The sequence below is a fragment of the Paracoccus benzoatiresistens genome (assembly GCF_026913015.1).
In the GTDB taxonomy this organism is placed as follows: Bacteria; Pseudomonadota; Alphaproteobacteria; order Rhodobacterales; family Rhodobacteraceae; genus Paracoccus; species Paracoccus benzoatiresistens.
The window spans coordinates 1-13,230 of record NZ_JAPTYD010000077.1 but is presented as its reverse complement, the minus strand read 5'-3'; the positions used below and the strand labels follow the sequence as shown (position 1 = coordinate 13,230).

At 62.8% G+C, this 13,230-nt stretch carries 11 protein-coding genes and 1 pseudogene; 5 read left to right on the top strand and 7 right to left on the bottom strand.

The features are described from left to right. The first annotated feature begins 162 nt into the window (after positions 1-162). A complete protein-coding gene (locus OU682_RS21890) occupies positions 163-594 on the top strand; it encodes a transposase (protein WP_268944321.1) in 432 nt (143 codons plus the stop codon). A 36-nt stretch (positions 595-630) separates the two neighbouring features. Here OU682_RS21890 and OU682_RS21885 read toward each other — a convergent pair. Further along, positions 631-1,982 (bottom strand): IS3 family transposase gene (locus OU682_RS21885; RefSeq protein ID WP_268944320.1). Its coding sequence is split into 2 segments (ribosomal slippage): positions 631-1,646 and positions 1,646-1,982, totalling 1,353 coding nucleotides; the frame shifts between segments, so codons are not numbered across the junction. A gap of 152 nt (positions 1,983-2,134) precedes the next feature. Between OU682_RS21885 and OU682_RS21880 the strand changes: the two genes are divergently transcribed. Next, a complete protein-coding gene (locus tag OU682_RS21880) occupies positions 2,135-3,331 on the top strand; it encodes an amidohydrolase (protein WP_268944319.1) in 1,197 nt (398 codons plus the stop codon). Here the strand turns inward: OU682_RS21880 and OU682_RS21875 are convergent. Next, complete coding sequence (locus OU682_RS21875; RefSeq protein ID WP_268944318.1) at positions 3,328-4,284, bottom strand: LysR family transcriptional regulator; 957 nt, start codon at positions 4,282-4,284, stop codon at positions 3,328-3,330. The genes OU682_RS21880 and OU682_RS21875 overlap by 4 nt on opposite strands. Positions 4,285-4,389: 105 nt before the next feature. Between OU682_RS21875 and OU682_RS21870 the strand changes: the two genes are divergently transcribed. Both OU682_RS21870 and OU682_RS21865 read left to right on the top strand, forming a co-directional pair. Then, positions 4,390-5,628 (top strand): aminopeptidase P family protein, encoded by a 1,239-nt coding sequence (locus tag OU682_RS21870; protein WP_268944317.1) that lies wholly within the window; start codon positions 4,390-4,392, stop codon positions 5,626-5,628. Between the two features lie 130 nt (positions 5,629-5,758). After that, entirely contained in the window at positions 5,759-7,087 is a 1,329-nt protein-coding gene (locus OU682_RS21865; protein WP_268944316.1) for an MFS transporter, read from the top strand. Positions 7,088-7,152: 65 nt separating this feature from the next. On the opposite strand, the gene gdhA is transcribed toward OU682_RS21865, so the two are convergent. The 4 genes from gdhA to OU682_RS24420 all read right to left on the bottom strand — a co-directional run bounded on the left by gdhA (position 7,153) and on the right by OU682_RS24420 (position 10,911). Beyond that, entirely contained in the window at positions 7,153-8,514 is a 1,362-nt protein-coding gene (gene gdhA, locus OU682_RS21860; protein WP_268944315.1) for an NADP-specific glutamate dehydrogenase, read from the bottom strand. An 88-nt stretch (positions 8,515-8,602) separates the two neighbouring features. Beyond that, on the bottom strand, positions 8,603-9,112 hold the full coding sequence (locus OU682_RS21855; RefSeq protein ID WP_268944314.1) for an AmiS/UreI family transporter: 510 nt from the start codon (positions 9,110-9,112) through the stop codon (positions 8,603-8,605). 48 nt (positions 9,113-9,160) lie between these two features. Next, entirely contained in the window at positions 9,161-10,141 is a 981-nt protein-coding gene (locus OU682_RS21850; protein ID WP_268944313.1) for a BMP family protein, read from the bottom strand. 47 nt (positions 10,142-10,188) lie between these two features. After that, positions 10,189-10,911 carry a FadR/GntR family transcriptional regulator gene (locus OU682_RS24420; protein WP_371832297.1) on the bottom strand — a complete coding sequence of 241 codons (723 nt, stop codon included), beginning with the start codon at positions 10,909-10,911 and terminating at the stop codon, positions 10,189-10,191. Between the two features lie 334 nt (positions 10,912-11,245). Between OU682_RS24420 and OU682_RS21840 the strand changes: the two genes are divergently transcribed. Beyond that, positions 11,246-12,322 (top strand): ABC transporter substrate-binding protein, encoded by a 1,077-nt coding sequence (locus tag OU682_RS21840; protein WP_268944311.1) that lies wholly within the window; start codon positions 11,246-11,248, stop codon positions 12,320-12,322. 43 nt (positions 12,323-12,365) lie between these two features. Here OU682_RS21840 and ocd read toward each other — a convergent pair. Beyond that, positions 12,366-13,153: pseudogene (gene ocd / locus OU682_RS21835) on the bottom strand (ornithine cyclodeaminase); the annotation flags it as partial. Positions 13,154-13,230 lie beyond the last annotated feature (77 nt).

Below are 13,230 nucleotides of genomic sequence, written 5' to 3'. Positions count from 1 at the left end.
GATCAGCTGGTTCGGAACAAGCGGACATTTTTTGGTCAGATCCGGGGCCTCTTGCGTCCGTTCGGGATCAGGCTGGCCTCACGGTAGGGCACAAAACGGTTCGACGAGGCGGCGCGGTCAGCGGTCTGCCAGGATGATCTGCTTTACGCATGCGTCAATGCATTGTTAGAGGCGCTGGCGGCCATCGAGATGCAGATTGCCGCCTTGGATCGCCAAGTGCGAGCCCTCACGCAGCGTTCCGAAACATGCTGGCGACTGATGTCGGTTCCCGGAGTGGGCCCGGTTACGGCGCTGGCCTTTGTGGGGGCGATTGAGGATCCCGGGCGGTTCCGACGCACACGTGATGTGGGAGGATATCTCGGGCTGACGCCAAAGAGGTACCAATCCGGAGAAAAGGATGTGTCCGGCGCGATCAGCCGGCAAGGCGATGGGGTAGCGCGGCACTATCTCTACGAAGCCGCCAATTGCCTGCTGACGAGTTGGCGCGGAACCAGTCCGCTCAAAAGCTGGGGGCTCGGCCTGATGCGGCGCGTCGGCGCGAAGAAAGCCCGCGTGGCGTGTCCGTCGTCGAATGATTTGGAACAGGCGGCCTGAGTTTGGTCTGGAGGGCTCTGGCTCTGTGGGTTGAGGTTATGCTGCCTGGCGCAGATGGTTCAAGCGCCGGTTCTGGATGGTCAGTTTCTTGATCTTCTCCCTTTCTGCCAGGATGGCCGGGCCGCGTCCGAAGTAGACGTCAGCGGGCGTGAGATTGCCGAGGCTCTCGTGATAGCGGTGGTTGTTGTAATGCTCGACAAAGGCGGCGATGGCCGCCTCAAGGTCGCCCTGCAGGTAATAGTTTTCCAGAAGGATGCGGTTCTTGAGGGTCTGGTGCCAGCGCTCGATCTTGCCCTGCGTCTGAGGGTGGTTGGGGGCGCCACGGACATGGTCCATGCCATTTTCTTCGAGGTATTCGGCCAAGTTGCCAGCGATGTAGCAGGGGCCGTTGTCGCTCAGCAGCCGCGGCTTGTGCAGCACGGCGATGCTGTCACATCCTGATGCACCGAGGGCGATGTCGAGCGTGGCGCTGACATCGTCCGCGTTCATGGTGGTGCACAGCTTCCAGCCAACAATGTAGCGCGAAAAGTCATCCAGGACAGTGGACAGGTAAAACCATCCCCAGCCTGTCACCTTGAGATAGGTGAAGTCGGTCTGCCACATCTGGTTTGGCCGGGTGGTCTTGTTCCTGAACTCGTCGCCAGCCTTGATCACCACATAGGCAGGGCTGGTGATCAGGTCATAGGACTTGAGCAGCCGATACACGGACGCTTCCGACACAAAATACTTTTCTGTGTCCGTGAAGCGAACGGCAAGCTCTCGTGGCGACAGGGCGGGCTCTTCCAGCGCCAGAGCGACAATCCGGTCACGCACAGCATCGGGGATGCGGTTCCAGACCCGGGATGGCCGTGAGGGGCGGTCTTCCAGCCCCTCCGGTCCGTGTTCGACGTATCGATCATACCACCGGTAAAAGGTTGTCGGCGGCACCCCGATCTGCGCCAGGGTCCGGCGAACCGGCAGGTGGGATTGCTCGACGATGCGGATGATCTCGAGCTTCTCGGAGGCAGGGTATCTCATTCGTGCTCGCCCCCAGCCCCGGTCGTGTTTTTTTTGAGCAGCCGGTTCTCGAGAGTGAGGTCGGCCACCACCTCCTTGAGGGCCAGAGCCTCGGCGCGCAAATCCTTGACCTCGCCACTGGTCGCCTGCCGGACAGTGTCGCCGGCGAGGCGCTTCTTGCCAGCCTCGAGGAACTCCTTTGACCAGCTATAATACAGGCTTTGGGCGATCCCCTCGCGGCGGCACAGCTCGGCAATGCTGTCCTCGCCCCGAAGCCCCGCCAGGACAATCCTGATCTTCTCTTCGGCATTGTGGATCTTGCGCGTCGCCCGGCGGATGTCTTTGACGACCCGCTCGGCACCGTCCTTTGTTGTCACGGGTTTCTTGCTCATCTTCGCTCCATGAATGCTACGATGAGCCAGAAACCCTCTGTCACGCAATCGGCCTAATCTGTCCCATGGGCGCTGACGTCAGACAAACCTTGGGTAATTGGACGGCATATGCATGATCGTGCGTTATACCCCAGACATGTGGAGGCCTCCTGATGACCAAGACCGCAGATCATCCATTGCTCTCTGATTTCGGCGTCGCGGAACTGATCGAATGGCGGCGCAACTTGCACCGCCAACCCGAGCTTTCGGGACAAGAGGAGCGCACAGCCGAAACGGTTGGAGCGTTTCTGGCGAACACCGCGCCGGACCGCATCATCACGGGAATAGGAGGTTATGGCGTTGCTGCAATCTATGATAGTGGCACACCCGGACTGCGCGTGTTGCTGCGTTGCGAACTGGACGGGCTGCCGATTGAGGATCTGGCTGATGTGCCTCACAGATCCACTTCGCCTGGCAAGGGGCATCAATGCGGCCATGACGGCCACATGGCGATTCTTGCCGGAATGGCCCGCATCCTGGGACAACAGCGCCCCGCCTCCGGTGCGGTCGTCTTAATGTTTCAGCCCGCCGAGGAGGACGGTTCGGGCGCGCTTGCGGTGGTAAACGACGCGGCCTTTGACGCCCTGAAATCCGACTACGCCTTCGCGATCCACAACATGCCGGGTATTCCCTTTGGTCAGATGCTGATCAAGGACGGTCCGGTCTGCTGCGCCTCGCGCGGGATGACGCTGCGGCTGACGGGCAGGACTGCCCACGCCTCCCAGCCGGAAATGGGCCTTTCACCGATGGCGGCGATCTCTCGTCTCATGCCGGGGCTGACTGCATTGAGCAGCCCAAGCGGCACCCCCACTGGCGATTTCGGCTTTGCCGTGGTGACGGTGACCCATGCCCAAATGGGCGCGCCCGCCTTTGGGATTGCCCCCGGCGAAGCCAGACTGTTTGTGACTTTAAGGACACTGACCAACGCCGCGATGTCCAGCCTGGTTGAACGAGCCGAGGCCTTGGCGCAGGAGGTTGCACAAGGCGAGGGGCTGGATCTGGAGATCGGCTACTCCGACGTTTTCGTCACGACCGAGAACGATCCAGACGCCACCGCCGTTGTTCGTAAGGCAATGGAGGAAGCAGCAGTCCCGTGCAACGTGGGCCTGCTGCCCATGCGTGCCTCCGAGGATTTCGGCCATTTCGGCCGACACGCGAAGGCGGCGATCATGCTGCTGGGCGCAGATGAGGACAGGCCCGCCCTTCACAATCCCGACTACGATTTCCCCGACGAACTGATCCCCATAGGGGTGAAGATCTACGCTGCCATCCTGAAACAGCTGATCGGGCCGGAACGGGCTGCCCCCTAACCGTCTGGCTTGCGGCTGCGAACCCCATACCGTCGGATGCGCTCTGACATGGCCGGCGCGCAGGCCTGTTCCTGCCTGATCCAGGACAGGAACGCCTCGCGTGCCTTGCGCCGTCCCGCGTCGCGCGGGGTAAGGCTGGACTGAATCAGGTAATAGTCATACTCCTCCAGAACCGACATGTCCGACAGCTGCACCAAGCATCCTTCGGCCAGGTCCGGCCCGATCATCGCCAGCGAACACAGCGCCACCCCCTGCCCGGCCAGGGCTGCGGCGCGCAGCAGGTTGAAATCCTCGAAGATTGCCCCAGGCAGCCGGTCGGGAACATCCGCCCCCGCACGCCCCAGCCAAGTTTGCCACCCCGACAGGTCAGTGTCGTGCAACAGCCCCGTTCGCAGCAGCCACGGGGCTGAAAGTTCGACCGAAGCCGTGCCGACGAGGACGGGGCTGGCGACCGGAACGCTGCGCCCGGACAGAAACGGTTCGGCCAAGGTGCCCTCCGATCGAGGGGGCGCGTCGGCGAAGATGAACGCCACGTCGGTTGTTGCAACGTCGATCTCGTGGCCGTGGTGGGCATAGATCACCCGCAGCTGGATCTCCGGATGCAAGGCCCGGAAGCGCGGCAGGCGGGGAATCAGCCAGCAGACCGCCACGGACGGAATGGCCGCCACCACCACCGCTCCATCATGGGATGCAGGCCGCGCGCGGCGGCAGGCGCCGTCTATGCCGTCGAATGCTGTCGTCAGGTCGCGCGCCAGGGCGGCACCCCGCGGCAAAAGCCTCGGAGCCCGCCCGTTGCGATCGAACAAGGACACGCCCAGCCAGTCTTCCAGGTGCTTGATCTGGTGGCTGATCGCGGATTGCGTGACAAACAGATCTTCGGCCGCCGCACGGAAGCTGCCTGTGCGGGCCACGGCCTCGAAGGCGCGCAGGGCGTTCAGCGGCGGCTGGGACATCAGTCACCGTGTATGAGAAAACCTAATCAATCCTTTATAATTGGTCTTTCGACCGCTGCAAACCCTGCATGCAGGTTTCAGGAAATATCATATCAGGAGGAATCGATGACCGAGCGTGAAAGACTTCAGGATTTCCTCGGCAACGGCGACAAGGCCAAGGGCACCTTTTCGGATGCCGAGATGCGGCGCCGGCTGGATGCGATCCGCAAGCACATGGCCGACACGGACATCGATGCGGCGCTGTTCACGTCCTATCACAACATCAACTATTATGCCGACTTCATGTATTGCCAGTTCGGGCGGCGCTATGGGTTCTTCGTGGACCAGGACCATGCGACGTCGATCAGCGCCGGCATCGACGGCGGCCAGCCGTGGCGCCGGACCTTCGGCGGCAGGAACCTGACCTATACCGACTGGCAGAAGGACAACTACTTCCACGCCATCCGCCAGATCATCGGGACTGCCCGGCGCATCGGGATCGAGTTCGACCATGTCAACATCGACCTGCTGGCCCTGCTGAAGTCCGAGTTCCCGGGTGTCGAGTTCGTGGACATCGCCGCCCCCGCCATGCGCCTGCGCATGATCAAGTCGGCCGAGGAGATCGCCCATATCTCTGAGATGGCCCGCATCGCCGATGTCGGCGGCGCGGCCTGCGTCGAAGCCACCGCCGTGGGCGTGCCCGAACACGAGGTGGCGCTGCACTCCACCGCCACGATGGTGCGCGAGATCGCCCGGACCTGGCCCGAGGCCGAACTGCTGGACACCTGGACCTGGTTCCAGTCCGGCATCAACACCGACGGTGCCCACAATCCCGTCACCTCGCGCAGGATCCAGCGCGGCGACATCCTGTCGCTGAACTGCTTCCCGATGGTCGCGGGCTATTACGTCGCCCTTGAGCGCACCCTGTTTGCCGAGGAAGCCAGCGACGAACACATCCGCCTGTGGGACTTCAACTGCAAGGTCCATGACCGCGGCAAGGAGTTGCTGGTGCCGGGGGCGAAATGCTCGGACATCGCGGCCGAGCTGAACGAGATGTACGCCGCCGAGAACCTGCTGCAATACCGCAGCTTCGGCTATGGGCACAGCTTCGGGGTCCTGTCGCATTACTACGGCCGCGAAGCCGGGCTGGAGCTGCGGGAGGATTGCGAAACGGTGCTGGAGCCCGGCATGGTCGTGTCGATGGAGCCGATGATCACCATTCCCGAAGGCCGGCCCGGCGCGGGCGGCTATCGCGAACACGACATCCTGGTGATCGAGGAAGGGGGCAACCGCAACATCGCCGGCTTCCCCTATGGCCCGGACCACCTGATCGTCAGGAACGCAGGCAAGGCCAAGGCCGCCTGACAGAATGAACCGGCGGGGCGCAAACCCCGCCGTTTTTCTTTCAGCGACATGCGAAAGCCGTCCGGCGGACCGGGAGGGTTAGGCCGGCAACGATGACACATGTCATCATCGGTCCACATGGGAGGAGACCATGACCGCCATGACCGTCCCTGCCGCCGCGGGTCCGGATGCCTTGGCTGATGCCAGGGCCACGCCTGCCGTCCTGCGTAAGGTTCTGACCGCCAGCTTCATCGGCAACTTCGTCGAATGGTTCGATTACGCGTCCTACGGCTACTTCGCCACCGTGATCGCGGTGGTGTTCTTCCCCGAGATCGCGCCCTCGGCCGCGCTGCTTGCGACCTTTGGGGTCTTCGCGATCTCCTTCATCATCCGACCCATCGGGGGGATTGTCTGGGGCAGCATCGGCGATCGCATCGGGCGGAAAACCGCCTTGTCCTGGTCCATCCTGATCATGTCGGGCGCAACGACCCTGATCGCGTTTCTTCCCGGCTATGCGCAGATCGGATTTGCAGCGCCGATCCTGCTGCTGGTCCTGCGCATGGTGCAGGGCTTTTCCGCATCCGGTGAATATGCGGGGGCGGCATCATTCCTGGCCGAGTACGCCCCGCCGGAAAAGCGCGGGTTCTATACCAGCATGGTTCCCGCCAGCACCGCGGCGGGCCTGCTGGCCGGGTCGCTGATCTCGGCCCTTCTGTTTTCGCTCTTGGATACGGCGCAGCTGCAAAGCTGGGGCTGGCGCCTGCCGCTGCTTCTGGCGTTCCCGATGGGTCTTGTGGGCCTCTATATCCGCCTGAAGCTGGAGGACACGCCCCGCTTCCGCGAACTGGAAGCGCGCCATCACGTCGAAGCGACCCCGACCAGGGAACTGTTCACCACCTATCGCAAGCCGGTCATCCGCGCCTTTGCCGTCACCTGCCTCAATGCGGTCGGGTTCTACCTGATCCTCAGCTACATGCCGACCTATCTGATCACCGAGATGGGCATGGACGAAAGCGCATCGTTCCTGGCCAACAGCATCGCGCTGTTTGCCTATATCTTCCTGATCTTCCTGATGGGCACGCTGTCGGATCGGTTCGGACGCAAGACGGCACTGATGACCGCTTCGGTCCTTTTCATGGTTCTGACGGTGCCGCTGTTCGGCATGCTGGATGGCGCCACCTTCGGGATGATCGTGCTGATCCAGGTGATCTTCGGCGCCCTGCTGACCGTGAATGACGGCACCCTGCCCTGCTTCCTGACCGAGATCTTCCCGACGCGCGTGCGTTATTCCGGCTTTGCCTTCAGCTTCAACACAGCCAATGCCCTGTTCGGCGGCACCGCGCCCTTTATCGCGACCTGGCTGATTTCGGTCACGGGCAGCAAGGCCGCACCCGCCTGGTTCCTGGTGGCCGCAGCGGTTGTTGCCCTGATGGCCATGCTGTCCTGCCGGGAAACCGCTGGCAGGCCGCTGGAAGACTGAGCAAACCTGAATTGTACGCAAAAGGCGGCCCTTCGGCCACCTTTTTCGTCTGCTGCACTGTGGTGTCAGATCACCCCGAAGGCACGCATCGGCTCGGCCACGCGGATAAAGCCCGCGATGTTGGCGCCCGTCACGTAATCGCCCGGCACACCGTATTCCTCTGCCGTCTCATGGCAGCTGTCATGGATGTCGCGCATGATCTCGGCCAGTCTGGCCTCGGTCCTCTCGAAGCTCCAGCGGTCGCGAGAGGCGTTCTGCTGCATCTCCAGTGCCGAGGTCGCCACCCCGCCCGCATTGGCGGCCTTGCCCGGACCGAACTTGACGCCTGCCTGCTGGAAGGCCCGGATCGCTTCGGGGGTCGAGGGCATGTTGGCGCCTTCGCCGACCGCCTGCACCCCGTTCCTGATCAGTGTCTTGGCGTCCTTGCCGGTCAGTTCGTTCTGCGTGGCCGAGGGCATGGCGACCTGGCAGGGCACGTCCCAGATCGACCCTTCGCCCGCCTTGACGAAATAGACGCCATTTCCCTCGCCCTTGAGCCGCAGGTATTCCGAAACGCGGCCGCGCCGCACGTCCTTGATCTCCTTGATCAGGTCGAGGTCCAGCCCGCTCTCATCCACGACATAGCCGCTGCTGTCCGAACAGGCCACGACCTTGCCGCCATAGGATTGCACCTTTTCGATGGAATAGATCGCCACGTTGCCCGACCCCGACACGACCACTGTCTTGCCGTCGAAATCGTCGCCCCCGGTCTGCAGCATGGCGCGGGTGAAATAGGTGTTGCCATAGCCGGTGGCCTCCTTGCGGGCCCGCGAGCCGCCATAGAACAGGCCCTTGCCGGTCAGCACGCCGGCCTCATAGCGGTTCGTCAGCCGCTTGTACTGTCCGAACATATAGCCGATCTCGCGCGCACCCACGCCGATATCGCCTGCGGGCACGTCAGTGTATTCACCCAGGTGCCGATACAGCTCGGTGATGAAGCTCTGGCAGAAGCGCATCACCTCGGCATCCGAGCGGCCTTTCGGATCGAAGTCCGAGCCGCCCTTGCCGCCGCCAATGGGCAGTCCGGTCAGCGCGTTCTTGAAGGTCTGCTCAAAGCCCAGAAACTTGATGATCCCGACATTCACCGACGGGTGGAACCGCAGCCCGCCCTTGTAGGGACCCATGGCCGAGTTGAACTGAACGCGAAAGCCGCGATTGATACGAACCTGATTGCTGTCGTCCGTCCACGGCACGCGGAAGATGATCTGGCGTTCGGGTTCGCAGATGCGTTCGATCAGCGCCTTGTCCAGGTATTCGGGATGCTTGGCAACCACGCGGCCCAAGCTTTCCAGCACCTCGCGGACGGCCTGGTGAAACTCGGCCTCGCCGGCGTTGCGGCGCATCACCTCGTCGAAGATGCCCTCCAGCTTGTCGTCGATCTGTCCCATTATTCTTGCTCTCCGCTTGTCTTGCAGGCATGGATAGCCTTCTGAATTTGCACATGAAAGGGAAGGTGCCCCAATTACGTGCAATGCCTCATGTCGCGTCGTACAGCATTGTCAGGGCAGGCATCCAGGCAGTGAGGATGCCGCTTGCCAAGGTGGCGATCGCCGTCGCGCGCTCCAGCGGCCTTTCAAGGGCAAGCACCAGAAAGTAGAGAAACCACAGGCCTGCCCAGCACGCCCAGCAGAGGCCCAGCCAGACGGTCATCGCGTCCGGGGCATGGCGCAGCGTTCCCGCGGCTTCCGGCAGGACCGAGACGGCCACGAACAGGCTGAACCAGCCAAGCCCTCGCCCGTCCGATCCCGTCAGCCGGTTCACCGCAACCCAAAGGTAGGTGAGGGTGAACAGCAGCGTCGGCGCCGCAGCCTTGACCGTAGCGGGCGTGCTGGCCTCGGCCATGCCCATCAAGGCCACGGTCCCGGTGATGACGGACACGGCAAGGTTGATGATCACGATCTCCTTGTCCGAGATGCGCTTCAGCATCCACAGGCCGTTGAGCGTCAGGACCGCGCCGACGAAAAGAAGCGAAAGGGGCAGCAACATGGATCTTTGGGAAAGACGTTGAAGGAAAACATGGGCCGGACGCGGTGATCACGGAGCCAGTTCGGGTCCGTCGTAATCCGTGGCGACCGTGATGCGGTCCGCAACAATCTGGTCGCGCAAGCTGTCGATTTCGGCCCGCACATCCGCTGGAACATCGGACGACAGGGCCAGCGACACCGCCGCCGGGTTTTCCAGGCCGATCGCCTTGACTGTGCCGGCCTGCCACTGGCCATCGGCAAGGTCGCGCACGGCCTCGACGCTAGGAATGCCCACATCGGCCAGGGCCGAGGCCACGAAGATGCCCGGCTCGACGGCGGTCCAGTCGATCACGTTGCCGATCTGGCGGGTCTTCGTGCCACGCATCGCCTCGGTCGCACCGCTGCGGCCGGCGTTCAGCATGGTGAAGATAATGTCGGCACCTTCCCCGATCTGGGTGGTGGCGACGCGCTGCGACAGGGCGTTGTCGTCCTGGTCGCCCGCAAAGATCGTCAGAAAGCGCGCTTCGGGATTGGTATGCATCAGCCCGTGATAGAATGCCCCCCGCCCCTTCAGCCCCGGCGGCACCCGGATGCCCGAGATATGGCCCACCACGTCCGTTTCGGTCAACAGGCCCGCCGCGGCGCCCGCCAGCCAGGCGCTTTCCTCTTGTAGGACTTCATAGCTGGACAGGTTCGGGCCGGTGACATGGCCCTGAACGACAACAAAGCGGACATCGGGATATTCCGCCGCGACGATTTGGGCCGCCTCGCTGTTCTGGCCTCCATGGGCGATGACCATGTCGGGCTTGCGTTCCGCCAGTTCGCGCAAGGCCCCGGCCAGAAGGTCACGTTCGGGCTTGATGCCGTCGATGTAGGAAATCTCGGCGCCGAACTCTTTCTGGATGCGCAGCAGGCCGTTGTAGCCCGCCTCCATGAAACCGCTATCGTCGATCCTGCCTGGCAGCAGCATGGCAATATCCAGATCGCTATCTTGCGCGAATGCGGCACCGCCCGTCATCAGCAGGACGCAGAGTGTTGCGAACTTGTGCATGGTATCCCCCTCAGTTGCCCTAGCGTAAGGCAAAGCGTCTGGTGGGGTTATCCAGAACTTGCCCATGCTGAATATCCGGGCAGTTTAAAGTCGTGTGCTGCAAAGACAGTGTCTAACCCGGTCCCGATCTTCTCCAGACGCCCGGTCATCGCATCAAAGGCAACGGTGTCGTGACCGGCTGCGATTGCGTCCACGATCTGCCGGTGCTGATCGCTGTGACTGGTCTGGAACGTCGCCGCCGCAAGCCGGCGATAGCTGCGATTCCAGCCCCGCTGCCATGGGGCATGGCGACGTGCGTCCGTCAGCCAGGCCATCACCCCTACCACGGCAGGATTGCGCGTCATGCGCGCGATCGCATGATGAAAGTCGCTGTCCGACCGTTCGCAATCGGCGATCCGCTGCGCGCGACGCCCGGCCTGGACCAGCCTTTGCAGTTCTGCGATGTCCGAGGCATCGGCCCGCCTGGTTGCCTCCGCCGCAATTGGCGGTTCCAAAAGAAGACGGGCGCGGATCAGATCGGCAGGCGAGGCATCGGCGGGAAGCATTGCGCCACGCAGGGCAAGGCCGCGCGGCGCTGGTCCGACAAATGTCCCCTGCCCGACGTGCCGCCAGATCAGGCCCTCGCGTTGCAGGGCGGCGAGGCCCGCGCGCAGGGTCTGCCTGCTGCAGCCGAGGCTGCGGGCCAAGGCACGCTCGGCTGGCAAGCGGTCGCCCGGAGACAATCCGCCAACAAGATCCTGCAGGGCTGATACAACGTCCGACTGATGCACGATTTACCTCCTGAAGACCGCATATCGCCTGTGCCTTCAGCGACCTTTCAGCAGATTATCTGCCTGCCTTTCCACACGGCATCTGCAAGAAAATCCACCATGACCCGCGACATTTCTGTTTCTCCTCACTCCATGGGAAAGACAGTTCCTTGCACAAGGAGGCCCACAAACCCGGGCGTTTGTGAACCTCATGCTTGAGCATGAATATTTCTCATCTCTGCATGAGGAAAGCTCCTTTGACAGACGGCGAATTTCGGCGCTCCGTTTGAGGAAAAGACAGCCATCCATGTCGCCATGGTCGGGCTGATGATTCACATCCAGCACGGGAAGCATCATGAAGACGTCTCTCATCCTCGGCACCGCCCTTGCCCTGATCGCGTCCGCCGGCATGGCGGAACAGATTACCGTCATGTCCTGGGGCGGCACCTACAGCCAGAGCCAGGTCGAGGCCTATCAAAAACCCTTCACCACTGAAACCGGCATCACTGTCGTGTCGGTCGACAGCGACAATCCGGCCATCCCTATCAAGGCGCAGGTCGAGGCTGGGAATGTCACCGTCGACGTGGTGGACATCGAATATGCCGATGCCATACGCCTGTGCGATGAAGGTCTGCTGGAGGAGATCGACCCCGCTATCCTGCCCCGTGCCCCGGACGGCACCCCCGCGACCGACGACTTTCTGCCTCAGGGTCTCAGCGATTGCGCCGTGGGATCGATCGTCTTCTCGACCGTCTATGCCTATGACCGAACCCGCTTTCCGGACAGCCCGCCCAGGACCATCGCCGATTTCTTCGATACAGGGAAGTTCCCCGGCAAGCGCGGCCTGAAAAAGGCACCCAAGGCGCTGCTGGAAATGGCGCTAATGGGCGACGGTGTTCCGGCGGATCAGGTCTATGACCTGCTGTCCACGGCCGAGGGCGTGGACCGCGCCTTCGCCAAGCTGGACACGATCAAGAAGGATGTCGTCTGGTGGGAAACCGGGGCGCAGGCACCACAGCTTCTGGCCGACGGCGAGGTGGTGCTGTCTACCGCCTATAACGGCCGGATTTTCAACGCCGCCGTGTCTGAGGGCCGCCCCTTCGACATGGTCTGGGACGGGCAGGTTTATGAATACAACCTGTTCGCCATCCCGAAAGGCGCGCCCAACAAGGACGCGGCACTGGAATACATAGCCTTTGCCACCGGCACGCAGCGGCTGGCTGATCAGGCGAAATGGATCAGCTATGGCCCGGCCCGCAAATCATCGGCGCCATTGGTCGGTCTTTATCAGGATGGCAAGACCGAGATGGCCCCGAACATGCCGACAAACCCCGACAACATGAAGAACGCACTCGCGTCGTCCTACGATTTTTGGGTCGATCACGAGTCCGAGTTAACAGAACGCTTCAACGCCTGGCTTTCGGCAAGCTGACGGCAGAACGGATCGCGCAAGGCCCATGCCTTGCGCGATGACGTCAAAGCGTGGCGCCTTCGCGCTGCATACCGGCGGATGAGGCGCCCGCCCGGATCAGCATCCCGAACAGGTCGCGCGGATCGTCCGGATCGGCGATGATGTCGAGGTCTTGGAAAAAGCCGGAGCCTTCCAGCAGGTCGCGGACGTAGCGCAGCGCCGAGAAGTCCTCGATGGCGAAGCCCACGCCGTCGAACAGCGTGATCTGGCGGTCGGATGTGCGGCCGGGCGCAGCGCCCGCGATGACCTGCCACATCTCGGTTACGGGGAAATCGGCGGGCATCTGCTGGATCTCGCCCTCGATCCGCGTCTGGGAGGTGTATTCCACGAACACGTCCGACGGCGCAGGATGTCGCCATGCAGTTCGGTCTTGCCGGGGCAGTCGCCGCTGATGGCATTGATGTGGCCCCCCGCGCCCACCATGTTGTCGGTCAGGATCGTCGCATACTGCTTGTCGGCGGTGCAGGTGGTGATGACCTGCGCGCCCTCGATGGCCTTCTGCGCGGTCTTGCAGGCGGTCAGATCAAAGCCGAGGTCTGAAAGGTTGCGCACCAGTTTCGCCGTCGCGGCCGGGTCGATGTCGTAAAGCCGCAGCCGGTCGGTCCCGCAGATCGCGCGCATGGCCAGGGCCTGGAACTCGGACTGCGCGCCATTGCCGATCATGGCCATAGTGGTGGCGCCCTTCGGCGCCAGATGGCGGGCGACCATGGCGCTTGTGGCGGCGGTGCGCAGCGCGGTCAGCAGCGTTATCTCGGTCAGCAGTTCGGGATAGCGAGTATCGACCCGCGCCAGGGTCGTGTCGCGAATGTGGTGGAAATTGCCGGGCAGCGGGCTCCGGGCATGTGACGTTGGCTCCAGTCAGGCCGCGA

Excerpts from the sequence above, each read along its gene's own strand:
- OU682_RS21870 (WP_268944317.1), top strand. The coding sequence starts at position 4,390 with ATGACCGAGCGTGAAAGACTTCAGGATTTCCTCGGCAACGGCGACAAG.
- OU682_RS21840 (WP_268944311.1), top strand. The coding sequence starts at position 11,246 with ATGAAGACGTCTCTCATCCTCGGCACCGCCCTTGCCCTGATCGCGTCC.
- OU682_RS21850 (WP_268944313.1), bottom strand. The coding sequence starts at position 10,141 with ATGCACAAGTTCGCAACACTCTGCGTCCTGCTGATGACGGGCGGTGCC.
- gdhA (WP_268944315.1), bottom strand. The coding sequence starts at position 8,514 with ATGGGACAGATCGACGACAAGCTGGAGGGCATCTTCGACGAGGTGATG.
- OU682_RS21855 (WP_268944314.1), bottom strand. The coding sequence starts at position 9,112 with ATGTTGCTGCCCCTTTCGCTTCTTTTCGTCGGCGCGGTCCTGACGCTC.
- OU682_RS21880 (WP_268944319.1), top strand. The coding sequence starts at position 2,135 with ATGACCAAGACCGCAGATCATCCATTGCTCTCTGATTTCGGCGTCGCG.
- OU682_RS21875 (WP_268944318.1), bottom strand. The coding sequence starts at position 4,284 with ATGTCCCAGCCGCCGCTGAACGCCCTGCGCGCCTTCGAGGCCGTGGCC.
- OU682_RS21865 (WP_268944316.1), top strand. The coding sequence starts at position 5,759 with ATGACCGCCATGACCGTCCCTGCCGCCGCGGGTCCGGATGCCTTGGCT.